We start from the raw sequence: 12,826 nt of genomic DNA, 5'->3' as shown, positions 1-12,826 counted from the left end.
TTGAGCCGGTGCCTCTGAACCCTTGAAGCAGTCTGTACGTGGACAGGCGGCTGTTGATCGGTTCTTGCTCAGTCATGACATTGTCTCTCGCGCGCGGTGTGCCCAACGTTCATGCGCGGCTTGGGCCGACATCTCTGCTGCGGCACCGATCTTCGCCCATGACAATTGTTTTGCGCGCGCCTGAAGGACGGCTTGGTCTAGTTGCTCTTCGGCGGAACGAATCGCCGCGCGCGCTGTTTTAATCTCGGCTTCGGCGTCGATGTCGCTGATGTGCTCGTTGGACCACACGGCGTGGCCAGCGGTATAGACGTCGCCGCTGACCACATCGAGTATGTCGTCGTCGGCTGCGTAAATGCGAAATGCGTTGGGATCGTGCCTCACTGGTGAGGGCACACGCGTCCAAAGCTGTTGACTGAACCAGCGTTTGGTAGGCAGCGTGTCGCCGGCGGCGTAACAGTTGCAGACAACGCGCCAGCCGATGACGTCGCCGGCGGGCCTAGTCAGAAACGCAGCGTCGCCGCCGTGGCGGCGCACTGCATCCTGGCCGAATGTGCCGTCGCCGTACTGGTCGACGGCAAGATGCCCGGGTGGAATTCCGGCGCCGCTGATTCCCAGGGCCCGTAAACCGTCTTCGAACTCGGCGACCATGTATCCCTCATGCCATTCGCTGCCTTGGTCGCCGGTGGAGTACTCCCATCCCATGGACGGGAGCCTACCGCAGATGTCAAGGCGGCCTGATGGTCGACCGTATCGCTATCAGGAAAACCTGACATAATCGCTATTATCTGGCGCAGATCAAAGCCGATGCTGTGGGTTGTCTTGGCGAAGAAGCGGCAAGCTACGGTTCCCGAGGTCGTTCGATCAGGCCGTACAGCGGGTTCCGGGCTGCTGCCGCACGGTTCTCCGCGCCGGCGCCGTCAACGTAGCGCTGCGAGGTCACCATCGACTCATGCCCGAGAAGTTTCATCAGCGCGTACACACTGACATTCCCGTTGGCGAGCTCGGTCGCGAACGTGTGGCGGAATCCGTGCACCAAGGCTCCAGCGGCCCGTTGACTGTTCAGCCCTGACTTCTTGAACGCGCGCAGTACCCGGTACTGGAGCGTGCCGCGTGTCATGCGCTCACCGTCACTGCCGACGAACAGTGGGGCTGTGGCCGGCCACGCAGCTAGCCCGGTCTGGGTGGAACGCCGTTTCGTCGTGCCTGGAAAACGAACTGCTCGGGACTCCAGATATGTCTCGACCTCGCGAATTAGGGCGTGTTCTACCGGTATTCGGCGATCTTTGTTGCCCTTACCATGCACATGCACGACACCGCCCTCATCGGTGGGTCGGATGTCACCGACATCGGCACGTACCAGTTCGTCCGCCCGAAGTCCGGCGAGCACAGCCGCCAGGACGATAGCCCGGTCGCGCTCGGCCCAGTCGGAACGGCGCATCGAACCACGGTCCAGATCGATCACCCCTAGCAGCCCGGAAACCGTTTCAGCGCCAAGGCCTTTCGGAAGCGTCCTCGCCACCTTGGGTCGGCCGATCAGCGGCATCGGATTAGCTGCTATTGCGTCGCCGGTATAGAGAAAGTCGCACAACGTGTTCCAGTTCGACCAGCAGCGCCGGATCGACGCGGCCGCGTGGGTGTGCGCGTAAGCGGCGAAGGCGGTCTGCATCGCTTCTTTGGTCAGGGCATCGGGCGTCAAGTCAACGACCCGTTCGGGGATGCCGGCAAGCAGGGTGGCGATTGCGTCGAAATCCTGGCTATACGCCTTCATCGTATGTGGTGAGGGCTTGCGAATGGCCCGATCGGCGAGGAAGTCCAAAAACCATGCGGGGAAGCCCGATTCCCCATCGACGCAGCTGGGTCGCGGCGGCGTCATGAAGCAATGGTCGCACAGTTTCATGCATAACAGCAGTTATCCACGAGAAACTCCGCCATTTTCATCAGATGAATTACAGGTGCCGGGGTCGGCGTCGATTGGTACCGCTGTGGCGTGGTGGCTAAATCCCTTGTTGTTCTGCGGGTTTGGGATCAGTGATGGTGCGCGGGGGAGTACCCGTCTGCAGGATGGGGCCGAACGCCGGGGCCGAGTCGTGTCGAGGTGGTGCGGCTACCTGCGCCAATGTGGTAATGATTCAGGGGATGATTCAATGATTTATTGAGTGAGACAATCTGGAGGCCGTTTTGCCCGTCGATCTGAGCGGTCGCGTGTATGTGGTCGGTTCGGTTCCGCTGCTGCATCCTGAGGCCCAGACGGTCAACGAGATGCTCGAGGGTTGGCGCAATCAGCAACTGTGCCGCAACTTGGATGCGGACACGGTTGCGGGGCAGGCACGAGCTCGTTCGTGGTGAACGCCCGCTTGGTCGGCGACTGCTCATTGTCTTGCACGTGTGCGGCGGTGTTCCACTCGAAAAACACTTGAGCGGGGTGGGTGCCGAATCTCTGTTCACACACCCGGTCCCAACCGTAGTTGCAGGACTTCTTTGACCATGCCGACGACCGAGTCGCCCTGATCGCTGCCTCGGCGCGCAAGGGCTGGCTGCCTGGCCTACCGGGACACGACGATGTTCAAAGTGGCCTACTCCTACGGCTAAGGCGCACCGAGACGTCGAAGTTGGACGTTCTTGACTGGGGCCGCAACCCGGCGGCGCCGGAGTTCGGGCGGTTCGGGATGCTGCACGTGCGCTATGGCAAGGCGGTGCGTGGGCAGCCGCCGCGCCGGCGCAATGTGCCTTCGGTGATGGGCTGGGCGGTGGAGGCGGTCGCTGACTATGTCGACAACATCCGGCCCCGCTTCGGGTGCCAGGAGCATCCGGCGATGTGGGTGACCGAACGCGGCGGCCGTGTCGCTCCGGCGGAGATCAATGCCCGCTTCGTCGCCTACCGGGATGCGCTCGGGTTGCCGAAAATCCTTACCCCGCATAGTCTTCGGCATTCTTAGGTGACACATTTGACCGAGGACGGTGTTGATCGACGGTTCATCCAGACCGCGGTTGGGCATCGATGCGATACGTCCACGGCGATCTACACCCATGTGTCCGGTGACTTCATGAACACCGCGCTGCGTAAGGCCCTCGACCCCGCGTTCGACGACGAGGCATCTCAGCGCCGGAAGGAGAGCTGAATGCCGCGCAAACTTGACTACCGCTGGCACCTGCGCCAGGTGATGGCCGCCCGCGGCATGTTCGCCACCACCGACCTGATTGAGCCGTTGGCGCAGCGCGGTATCCACCTGTCCTCCAGCCAGGTGTACCGGCTGGTGGTGGATCGCCCGGAGCGGCTGAGCTTGAAGATTCTGATGGCGCTGTGCGACATTCTCGACTGCAGCATGGATGAGCTGATCGAACCGATCGCGGCGGCTGCACCGGCGCGGAAGAAGCGTGCCGCCGGCGGCGACAACACCACCATCGGCGACCTGAGGCCCAAACGGGCCCGCATCACCGCGATGGAAAGCTGACCGTTGCCTGGGGTATTCGCGCCCGAGGTGGTTGCCGATCCGATCGGGGTCGTCGTCGACCTGATCGCCGAGCGCAAGCCTGGCCTGGACCGGTCGACAATCACGCGCGTGGTCGAGGAGATCGCCGGTGGTCGGGTCAAACGCCGCCGACTCGCCCAGGCCCTGCTCGATCGGCCGCGAGTTCTCGATGACGGCCGCTCACCCGCCCCTCACGCGGTCGGGGACCTGCTGGTCGCGCTGAACAACGCTGGTGCAACGCGCATTTCGGCACCGGTGTGCGCCGAGTGCGGCAAACACCTGCGCACGCTGCAACGCCGCGGCGACGACTGGTACTGCGCAGTCTGCGGTCCGGTGCGCGAACCGTGCGGCGGGTGTGGACGAATCCGCCCGATCTCTACGCGGGACCGCGACGGACAACCACGTTGCGTGGCGTGTCCGCCCGACGGCGGGTGTGATCCTCTCGAGCTCGCGGTCGAGGTGATAGCCGCCGCCGACGCGGCCCTGTCGACCGACGTCGCCGCCGCAGCGGTGAGGTTGGCGGCCCCGCGGTCCGGGCACCGTCATCAGCTTGCCTGGGCGTTGCAGGACCGGCCCGAGCTGCTCACCGGCGCCGGCGCCGAAGCACCGAGACGGTCGGTCCTGCGTCTTATCGACACCCTGTGCCACGCCGGAGCGAGCGCGATCATCCGCCGCCCTGCCCCCGCTGCGGTCGAATCATTCACCTGCACAGGCGAATCGACGACAAGTGGCTGTGCCGCAACTGCACCGCCAAGTCCCGCGCCCAACCCTGTGGCCGGTGCGGGGGGTGCGCGAGGCCGCCACCCGCGACGAGCAAGGGCGACCGCTGTGCGCCCACTGCTTGATCACCGATCCCGCCAACCGCGAAACATGCGTCGAGTGCGGCCGACGTCGACTGGTCCAGGTTCGAACACCCGACGGACCGCTCTGTGGCAAGTGCGTACCCCGGCGCCGTGCTGACGTGCGCGATCTGCGGGCGGACCGCAGCATGCGTGGTCTCCAAGGCCACCGACAAACCCTGGTGCTTGGCGTGCAAGCAGCGGTGGATCCGCTGCACTGGTTGCGGCGAGGTCGCCCCGCTGCGCGGCGGAACCCTCGATGAGCCGTTGTGCTCGTTGTGCACCCGGCCCGACAACGCCTGGCGCAGTTGTGCCGGCTGCGGCCAACCCGGACGGTTGCACCACGGGCGGTGCGCTCGCTGCTCGGTCACCACGCGCCTGCACGAACTGCTCGCCGACGACACCGGCGCCATCCCGGCCGACCGGGAAGTCCTCTACCGGGTCGCTGGCCGCGACCAAGCGGCCAGCCACGCTGAGCGCTTGGCTCGACAGAAGCTCCGCCCCCCAGATGCTGCGTGAGCTCCCCGGACGCGCCATCACCCACCAAACACTCGACGAGCTGCCCACCGGGAAGACCGTCGAGCACCTGCGCAGCATCCTCATCGCCGCGGGAATCCTGCCCACCCGCGACGAACACATGATCCGACTCGAACAATGGGTCCACACCGCCATCGCCGAGCGAGCAGACCCCGATGAACAACACCTGCTGCGCCGGTACGCCCTGTGGCACATGCTGCGGCGCCTGCGACAACGTACCCGAGGCGCCGACACCACCCACAACCAATACGTCCTCGTCCGGCAGCACGTACGAGCCGCGATCGGATTCCTCGATTGGCTCGCCGCACAAGGCCTTTCGCTCGCCGACGCACGGCAAGGCAACCTCGACGAATGGACCGTCAGCGACAACGCCACACTGCGGCGGGAAACCCGCCACTTCCTGCGATGGGCCAACAAGCAGAAACTCACCACCCTCGACGCGCCAGCCATCAAATGGGACGGTCCCTGCGGCGTCATCGACACCGAGGCCCGATGGGACCAGGCTCGGCGGCTGCTCCACGACGAAACGATCAAACCCGAAGACCGCCTCGCCGGCCTGCTCGTGCTGCTCTACGCCCAATGGCCGGCCGCGATCAGCCGGCTGACGATCGACCACATCCGCACCAGCGCCGGGCAGGTCCTTATCCGTCTCGGCGACGAGCCCGTCGTGCTGCCCGAACCCGTTGCCGCGCTTGCCCTCGCGGCCGTGGCGAACCGTCACGGAAAAGCCGTCGTCGGCGACCCCGGTACCTCGCCATGGCTGTTGCCCGGCGGGCAACCCGGGCGCCCGATCAGCCCGTACGCACTCACCGAGCGACTCCGCCAACTCGGACTCCAACCCGCCAGAAACCGCTCCACCGCGCTGTTCCAACTCGCCACCGACCTGCCCGCCGCCATCCTCGCCCGCATGCTCGGCATCCACATCACCGTCGCCGTGGCCTGGCAACGCGCCTCCGCAGGCGACTGGACCGACTACGCCGCCGAAATCAGCCGCAGAACATACCGCTAAAGAGAGGCATTCCGACAGTTGCAATATCCCACGTCGCCAGAGCGCATCGCCGACAAAACCGTCGCCGACGAGTACTTCGCCGTCACCGAGAAAGTCGAAGCGCTCTATGACCAACCCCGCCGACTCGCCAGCGACGACGAAGGCGCCGAAATGCGCAAACTCCGCACCGTCGTCGGCATCTTCCCCGACCGCGACGCGCTGATCCTCGTCGGCGCCGTGCTGGCCGAACAACACGACGAATGGGCCGAATCCCGGCGCTACCTCGGCCTGGACGTCCTGAGCAAATCACGCACCGTCAACGACACCCCACCCGAACAGGAGGACACACCCGCGGCACTGACCGCCTGAACCCATCACGACGAAGAATCACACGACGACGTCGTACACCACGTCCCTGGACTTGACCATCGCATGCACGGATTGAGACACGGATTGAGAAGTGGATGGGGAAACGGCTCTGCCGCGCAGACACCACGCCCCCTGACTGGGGTCGATGACGGTCACCCGCCGCGGGTGCGCCACGCCTTGAGCGTGTCTGGGAAATTGGCGACCGCGGCGCCCTGCCATTGGAGACCAACGGGTTGGCGCGGTGATGAGGGCGAGATCATCGGTGCGGTTCAGGTCGGACACCGTGAATGCGAAGGGTCGCCGTATAAACGGATTTCCGATGTAGACCGAACAGACGGCCCGCCTGAGGCGGCCCAGTCCTGCGGCGACAGCGGCGAACGCCTATTCTCAGGTGGCGTCGATCAGCTTCCCGTTTCGGCGCAGTAGCGGTCCTCAGTCGCCCAAACCTGCTCCGCGGGGACAGCATGGTGAGTTGCGTTGTCGGGGACAGCTCGCCGCGGAACCGCAGCCACACCACGGCCACGCGCCCGCACGTGGTGGCCGTCCAACCCCGCGCTCAAATGTCCCGCCCCACTGCGCAATAGCAGTACGTTCGATCTCGAAACGCTATTATGGGTAGCGCTACGGGACAGGAGGTTACACTGATCCGTACAGCGTCTATGTGACGTCGATCAGACAGGAGTTGAGCAGATGACCAGTGACTTGTCGGCCCGGCGCGATCGCGTTCCGCATGCTCACCCGGTACGACGACGTGGCAGGCCCACAGGCGTGCCGCACCGCTGACCCGCGAGAAGCGACAGCGATTCACGGCCTGATACGCGTGTCCCACCCGCCAGGGCACGGTCGCGAAGGTGTCACTCTCCCATGCCCACCGTTGACCACAGGACCGGAGGCCCCCGCACGATGCGTCGACCACTTGAGGACGGCTACTTCACGATGCCCGACGGCGACGAGCAGCCGCGGTTGGTCGGTTCCTACAGCACTCTTGCCGACACGTACTTCTTCCCGCGCCGACGTCGTTGTCCGCTGACGGCGGGGCCGGTCGAGGATGTTTTGCTGTCAACAACCGGAGAGCTGTTCGCCTGGACCTACGTCGAGTCGGCGTGGATGGGTAAGACCCGGTTCGGATCCACGGGCGACGGGCACGGGGTCGGTCAGGTGGACCTGCCCGAAGGCGTCCGAGTGCAATGCATCCTGCGAGGCGAAAGGGGCGACTGGCAGATCGGCATGCCCATGCGGCTCGAGATCTACCCCATCATGACCGATGCCGATGGCGCCGAGCTGTGCTCGTTCCGCTTCGGCCCCGCCAGACGGGAGACACCCCCGTGATGGCCCGCGACGTCTATGTGATCGGCGTCGGGATGGCCCCGTTCGGCCAGCCTGACGCCAACGCCGCCGACCTGGGCTTCGAGGCGGGAATCAACGCCCTCGATGATGCTGGCGTCAGCTTCGACCAGGTCGGCTACCTCTACAACGGCTACATCAGCGCCGGTCTGCTCACGGGCGTCACACTTGCGAAGGACCTCGGCCTCACCGGCATCCCCATCACCCACGTCGAGAACGCGTCGGCCACCGGGTCCTGCGCCTTCCACGAAGCCGTCCAAGTGGTGGCGGGGGGCAGCGTCGACATCGCGATGGCGCTGGGCTTCGACGACCTCAACCGTGCCGCCCCGGCCATCGGCGGCGACAAGCCGGGTATCGGCCAGGTGATCCTGCCGGCGGCGTTCTTCGCCATGTGGGCGACACGCCGCATGCACGAGGTGGGCACGACCGTCGAGACTTTCGCCGCCATCGCGGCCAAGAACTGGAACCATGCGCGTCTGAACCCCTACGCGCAACGTCGTGCCGACCATGAAGTGACCATCGAGGAGGTCCTCGCGTCGCGGATGATTTCCTACCCCCACACCTCGAAGATGGCCTGTGCCGCCGGCTCCGGAGCTGCGGCCGCCATCGTCGCGACCCGAGAGGTCGCAGAACGCATGGCTGGTGCGCGCCCACTGGTGAAAGTGATCGCCAGCCAGCAGCAGTCCGAGCAATACGTCAACGGCCACATCTTCATGGGTGCAGTCGTCGGTCCAGGGGAGCTCACCGCGGCCACGGCGAAGGCAGCCTATGAAGAGGCCGGTGTCGGGCCGGGCGATCTCGACCTTGCGCACGTGCACGACGCCTTCCCTATCGAGGAACTGATGTACTACGAGCTGCTCGGCGTGTGCGAGGCCGGTGAGGGGGACAAGCTCGTCGCCGAGGGCGCGACCAGCCTAGGCGGTCGCATTCCGTTCTCAACCGACGGCGGATTGATCGGGCGCGGCCATCCCGGTGGACCGACCGGCCTGGCCCAAATCTGGGATGTGACCCGTCAGCTCCGGGGCGAGGCGGGCCCGCTTCAGGTCCAAGGCGCTCGAACCGGGTTAGCCCACATGATGGGCGCCGGCGCGGTCTGCATCATCCACATCCTTCAGGCCATGACATGACTGCGAGTGCCGTTGCGCATGGGATTACGATCCGCCTGCGACAATCGATCGGGGCAGGGTCCGCTCGCCATCCGAGTGGATGTTCCGGCGCACATGTGTGGGCGCTCCCGCCGGCAGTGTCGACCGCATTAACCCGTGTTCGGATGTCGCGCCTACGCGGGCGGTGCGATTGCACACCTTTGGACCGGAGGACCAGGACCTGCTGGCGGGCCACCGACCGCCCCTCGATTCCACCAACCCGACCACCAAAGAGCCCGTTGGTGCCCACCGTCGCGGCGATGAACGTCGATCAGGTTCAGGCGGCCGCTGCCGCCACCCGACTGGTCGCGACAGACTTCGCCGGGCTCACGCTGCGTCAGCGAGAAACGCCTTCGGGTGATCCGCCAGTCGAACACAACCGCGGAGGAGATCGGGCGCCGACCATAGCCGCCGAGGCCGGGACGCCCATCCCCGACGGGTGGCTCACGGTGTCCACCACCGCGAGGGTTCTTCCTGACCTCATGGGGCGCAGGCGGCACCGGGACAGATGCCGTCCCCGCCCCGAGCCGACATGGCCGGTAGTCACCAAACAGACCGAGGCCCCACCATGCGCCAAACGGTGTGATCGACATCATCTGCCCGTTGGCGGTGTTGAGGCAAGCAAACGCATCGGCCCCTCGGGGCGGCACCGCACCTGCGCGCTACAGCCGTCGCCGTGGCCTCCTCGGCGCCGGTGCGGCGGTGACACCGGCTATTGAATGAACAGCAAGAGAACCCGCCCTGCGGGGCAACAGCATGGAAGGGGAATTACGTGGCTGAGCTGGGCTACGACGGGAAGGTCGCCATCGTGACCGGGGCTGGAAACGGCCTGGGTAAAGAGCATGCGATGCTGCTTGCCTCTCGCGGCGCGCGAGTGGTCGTCAACGATCTCGGCGGCAACGTCGCTGGCGTCGGCGCGGACTCGACGGCGGCAGAGGCCGTTGTTAAGGAGATCGAAGCCGCAGGCGGAGTGGCCCTCGCCGACGGTCACAGCGTGGCGACCCAAGAGGGGGGGATAGCCATCGTGCAGACGGCTCTCGACGCCTTTGGGCGGGTCGACATCCTCGTCAACAACGCGGGCATCCTGCGCGACAAGTCGTTCCAGAACCTGACGCCGGAGCTGCTGGACACGGTAATCAACGTTCATCTCTACGGCACCATCTGGGTGACGCAGCCGGCGTTTGTCAAGATGCGCGAGCAAGGCTACGGGCGGATCGTCAACACCTCCTCAGCTGCCGGAATTTTCGGCAACTTCGGTCAGGCCAACTACGGCGCCGCGAAGATGGGGATCGTCGGCTTCACGCGGGTGCTCGCCCAGGAAGGCGCGAAGTACAACGTCACGGCGAACGCGATCGCGCCGATGGCGCGCACTCGGATGACCGAGGAACTCCTCGGGCCGGTCGCCGACAAGCTCGACCCGGCACTGGTCGCCCCGGTCGTGGCCTATCTGTGCCACGAGTCCTGCGATCTCACATCGCGGATCTTCTCCGTCGGGGGCGGGCGAGTGGCCGAGATCTTCATCGGTGTGACGAAGGGCTTCTCATCGCCGGCACTCGATGTCGAAGCGGTCCAGGACAACCTCGAGGCGATCTGCGACCGACGGGGCTACATTACCCCGGCGCAGGCCAACGACGAGATCGGCCTGGTTCTCCAAGCCCTCGGCTAAGCACGCACCTGCATCGAGGAGGACCCAGACCATGGCCGTGATCGACCTGCTGCACCAGCTGGCGATGGACAGACCGGAAAAGGCCGCCGTCATCGCCGCCGACGGCACCGTCACGTTCGGTGAGCTTGATGTCGCCGCCAGCCGTGTCGCCCACCAATTACACGCCGCTGGTGTGAGCCGTGGTCAGAAGGTGGCGATGCTCCTCGCCAACGATCAGGCCATGCATTTCAATGCCGTGTACTGGGGTATCCACAAACTCGGCGCCGTGCCGGTGCCGTTGAATACCCGGTGGGCAGCGCCGGAGAAGCTGTTCGTGCTCGAGCACAGCGACGCGGCGGCGGTGATCACCGGCCCCGCTCACCGCGATGTCGTAGCCCCACTCGCTGCAGGAAGATCAGTCCAGATCGGTGGTCGTCGCGGTCGCTTCAGTCTCGAGCACTTCTACGTGACTGGCCGCGAGGCAGTCGACAACCTCATCCCCCTCGGTGACGTGGTGGGCGCGGGCTGCACGGACGTGCCGCCCCTTGAACCTCCCCCTACCGCCGATGACCCGGCGGATCTCCTCTACACATCCGGTACCACCGGGATGCCGAAGGGCGTGCTGGTGCCCGAAGGTAACCTCGCCGATGAGCCGGGCCAGGCGAGCCTCGGACAGGTCCTCGGCGCACTGTTTGGTGAAAGCCTGCTTCATGCGGTGCCTCTGTTTGGTTTCACGGGCTGCCACGGTCTGATGCTGCTCAGCGTTCGTGCCGGAATCACCCAGATCGTGCTACCACGCTACGATCCCGAGCAATTGCTCGCCGCAATCGAGCACCACCGCGCCACCTCGATCATGGGTGTGCCGACGATGCTGAACCTGGCCATGAAGCACCCCACAGTGCACGACCACGATTACAGCTCGCTGCAGTTCGTCTTCTTCGGGGCGGCGCCGATCCAGCCCGACACAGTGCGCAGAATGCGGGAAGTCTGGCCCGGCGTGAAGATGTTGAACGGCTACAGTCTCACCGAGGCCGGCGCCAGCGCGGCCTGCATGCTCGGACCCGACCCCGACGACATCCTCGCCCGGCCGGGTTCTGTCGGCAAGCCGGTGGGATGCGAAGTTGTCGTGGTCGACGACCTCGACAACTCGCTGCCGCAAGGCACAGTCGGCGAGATCTGCTTCAAGGCGAATATCACGCGGCGCAGCTACTACAAGGGCGAGCAGCCCACCGCAGAGCTCTGGCGCGGCGAGTTGCTGCACACCGGCGACGTAGGTTATGTCGCAGAGGATGGCTACGTCTTTCTGACAGACCGCAAGAAGGACATGATCCTGCGCGGCGGCTACAACATCTTCGCCGTCGAGGTCGAGCGCGTGCTGCTCGAGATGCCGGAGGTGCTCGAGGCCGCCGTCATCGCGGTTCCGCATGCCGACCTTGGTGAGGATCTACTGGCGGTGATCGCACCCAAGCCCGGGTTGACCACCGGCGGTGACGGCGCGCTCACCGCGGAGCGGGTCAATCAGTTCTGCCGCCACCACCTCGCCGACTACAAATGCCCACGCCACGTGGTCATAATTGATGAGCTGCCCAAGAACGCCATGGCCAAGGTCATGAAGGCCGAGCTTCGGCGACGCTTCCACGGTCACCTGCTCGATCGGGGGCCGGGTATCGGGGGTCAAACAAATGATGCTGTGTGAATAGTGTATTGCGGGCTGTGTTGTCGGCGGCTCCCGGGCTGATGCCGCGCGTTGTGGGGGTATCTGAGCGCAATTTCGTACCGGTACGGGCAGTTAGTGTTAGTCGAAATGGGTTGTGCGCCGGGCCAGATGGCGTTCGCTGCCGGGGATGAGCAGAAGCTGACCTCGGCTTGTGCGATGTCCATATCGATTACCTGCAGGCCTGCTGCTGGTGGGCTCGGCAGTTCACCGTGAGCACGCGACCCGTCTGCGGCTCGACGCGCTCGGCTTCGATGGTCAGCGACACGATCAATGTGAACCCGGCTGCGATCGGTAGGTAAAACGTGAGGTCTCGGCTGGTGAGGGCACCACCGTTGGTAACGATGTATACGTCACCGCTGGGATACACCGCTTGCCCTACCATCTGTGTCCGTTCGAAGTGCGTGCCGTCACCGATCGCACGCCAGACCGAAAACCGCGGGTGTTCAGGGCGGCGTTGAACAGAGGCCGGATCGGTGTCTGCGCCAGTCACCAACTCGGCCATCGCAACATGGCTTCGACTACCCAGATGCGTTACCTCGTACCGGATACCGTTGGCCCGGCCAAGAGTATGGTGCGGCAGGTCACTACTCCGGTCAAGGGCCGGATTCTGGTCGCGACGGTAAGCACCGGTCACCGCCCCGTGGAGGTCGTCGCTCCGTGCTGGGGTGCACGGTCACGCAGATGATGCGCCTTTCCGCTGCCTGTATCCGATACCCGCGGTATCGGATGCGGTGTGTGGCAGGCAATCGTGTTGTCGTCTGACCGTGCGGGG

14 protein-coding genes and 3 pseudogenes are annotated in these 12,826 nt (G+C 65.2%); 13 read left to right on the top strand and 4 right to left on the bottom strand.

Annotation, left to right across the window (positions count from 1 at the left end; genetic code table 11):
- Window positions 1-72: 72 nt before the first annotated feature.
- Both M1248_RS14670 and M1248_RS14665 read right to left on the bottom strand, forming a co-directional pair.
- On the bottom strand, window positions 73-648 hold the full coding sequence (locus M1248_RS14670; protein WP_317148811.1) for a hypothetical protein: 576 nt from the start codon (window positions 646-648) through the stop codon (window positions 73-75).
- A 190-nt stretch (window positions 649-838) separates the two neighbouring features.
- Complete coding sequence (locus M1248_RS14665) at window positions 839-1,873, bottom strand: tyrosine-type recombinase/integrase (RefSeq protein ID WP_317148810.1); 1,035 nt, start codon at window positions 1,871-1,873, stop codon at window positions 839-841.
- A 305-nt stretch (window positions 1,874-2,178) separates the two neighbouring features.
- Between M1248_RS14665 and M1248_RS14660 the strand changes: the two genes are divergently transcribed.
- Window positions 2,179-2,346 carry a hypothetical protein gene (locus tag M1248_RS14660; protein ID WP_410506676.1) on the top strand — a complete coding sequence of 56 codons (168 nt, stop codon included), beginning with the start codon at window positions 2,179-2,181 and terminating at the stop codon, window positions 2,344-2,346.
- Here the strand turns inward: M1248_RS14660 and M1248_RS14655 are convergent.
- Window positions 2,330-2,467 (bottom strand): annotated as a pseudogene (locus M1248_RS14655) (site-specific integrase); the annotation flags it as partial. The gene M1248_RS14660 and the pseudogene M1248_RS14655 overlap by 17 nt on opposite strands.
- Here M1248_RS14655 and M1248_RS14650 point away from each other — a divergent pair.
- From M1248_RS14650 to M1248_RS14595, 12 genes and pseudogenes are all read left to right on the top strand, one after another.
- Window positions 2,466-2,936 (top strand): hypothetical protein, encoded by a 471-nt coding sequence (locus M1248_RS14650; RefSeq protein WP_317148975.1) that lies wholly within the window; start codon window positions 2,466-2,468, stop codon window positions 2,934-2,936. The pseudogene M1248_RS14655 and the gene M1248_RS14650 overlap by 2 nt on opposite strands.
- On the top strand, window positions 2,937-3,119 hold the full coding sequence (locus M1248_RS14645) for a hypothetical protein (RefSeq protein WP_317148809.1): 183 nt from the start codon (window positions 2,937-2,939) through the stop codon (window positions 3,117-3,119). It abuts the gene before it with no gap.
- Window positions 3,120-3,452 (top strand): helix-turn-helix transcriptional regulator, encoded by a 333-nt coding sequence (locus M1248_RS14640; protein WP_317148808.1) that lies wholly within the window; start codon window positions 3,120-3,122, stop codon window positions 3,450-3,452.
- A 3-nt stretch (window positions 3,453-3,455) separates the two neighbouring features.
- Window positions 3,456-4,430 (top strand): hypothetical protein, encoded by a 975-nt coding sequence (locus M1248_RS14635; protein WP_317148807.1) that lies wholly within the window; start codon window positions 3,456-3,458, stop codon window positions 4,428-4,430.
- On the top strand, window positions 4,400-4,828 hold the full coding sequence (locus tag M1248_RS14630) for a hypothetical protein (RefSeq protein ID WP_317148806.1): 429 nt from the start codon (window positions 4,400-4,402) through the stop codon (window positions 4,826-4,828). The genes M1248_RS14635 and M1248_RS14630 overlap by 31 nt, the downstream gene beginning before the upstream one ends.
- Window positions 4,818-5,855, top strand: coding sequence for a hypothetical protein (locus M1248_RS14625; protein WP_317148805.1), 1,038 nt, complete (start codon window positions 4,818-4,820; stop codon window positions 5,853-5,855). Before M1248_RS14630 ends, M1248_RS14625 begins: the two co-directional genes overlap by 11 nt.
- A gap of 147 nt (window positions 5,856-6,002) precedes the next feature.
- A pseudogene (locus M1248_RS14620) lies at window positions 6,003-6,203 on the top strand (IS256 family transposase); the annotation flags it as partial.
- 864 nt (window positions 6,204-7,067) lie between these two features.
- The gene (locus tag M1248_RS14615) at window positions 7,068-7,532 is read left to right on the top strand and encodes an OB-fold domain-containing protein (protein WP_317148804.1); all 465 of its coding nucleotides are present in this window, start codon (window positions 7,068-7,070) and stop codon (window positions 7,530-7,532) included.
- On the top strand, window positions 7,532-8,674 hold the full coding sequence (locus M1248_RS14610; RefSeq protein ID WP_317148803.1) for a thiolase family protein: 1,143 nt from the start codon (window positions 7,532-7,534) through the stop codon (window positions 8,672-8,674). Before M1248_RS14615 ends, M1248_RS14610 begins: the two co-directional genes overlap by 1 nt.
- Window positions 8,675-8,934: 260 nt before the next feature.
- Complete coding sequence (locus M1248_RS14605; protein WP_317148802.1) at window positions 8,935-9,411, top strand: hypothetical protein; 477 nt, start codon at window positions 8,935-8,937, stop codon at window positions 9,409-9,411.
- Between the two features lie 53 nt (window positions 9,412-9,464).
- The gene (locus tag M1248_RS14600; protein WP_317148801.1) at window positions 9,465-10,358 is read left to right on the top strand and encodes an SDR family oxidoreductase; all 894 of its coding nucleotides are present in this window, start codon (window positions 9,465-9,467) and stop codon (window positions 10,356-10,358) included.
- Window positions 10,359-10,389: 31 nt separating this feature from the next.
- The gene (locus M1248_RS14595; RefSeq protein ID WP_317148800.1) at window positions 10,390-12,033 is read left to right on the top strand and encodes a class I adenylate-forming enzyme family protein; all 1,644 of its coding nucleotides are present in this window, start codon (window positions 10,390-10,392) and stop codon (window positions 12,031-12,033) included.
- A 98-nt stretch (window positions 12,034-12,131) separates the two neighbouring features.
- Here the strand turns inward: M1248_RS14595 and M1248_RS14590 are convergent.
- Window positions 12,132-12,490: pseudogene (locus M1248_RS14590) on the bottom strand (hypothetical protein); the annotation flags it as partial.
- Window positions 12,491-12,826 lie beyond the last annotated feature (336 nt).

Source organism: Mycobacterium sp. 29Ha, assembly GCF_032883055.1.
Classification (GTDB): domain Bacteria; phylum Actinomycetota; class Actinomycetes; order Mycobacteriales; family Mycobacteriaceae; genus Mycobacterium; species Mycobacterium gallinarum.
Note: the sequence above shows the minus strand (reverse complement) of the source record. Positions and strands in the feature narration are given on the sequence as shown.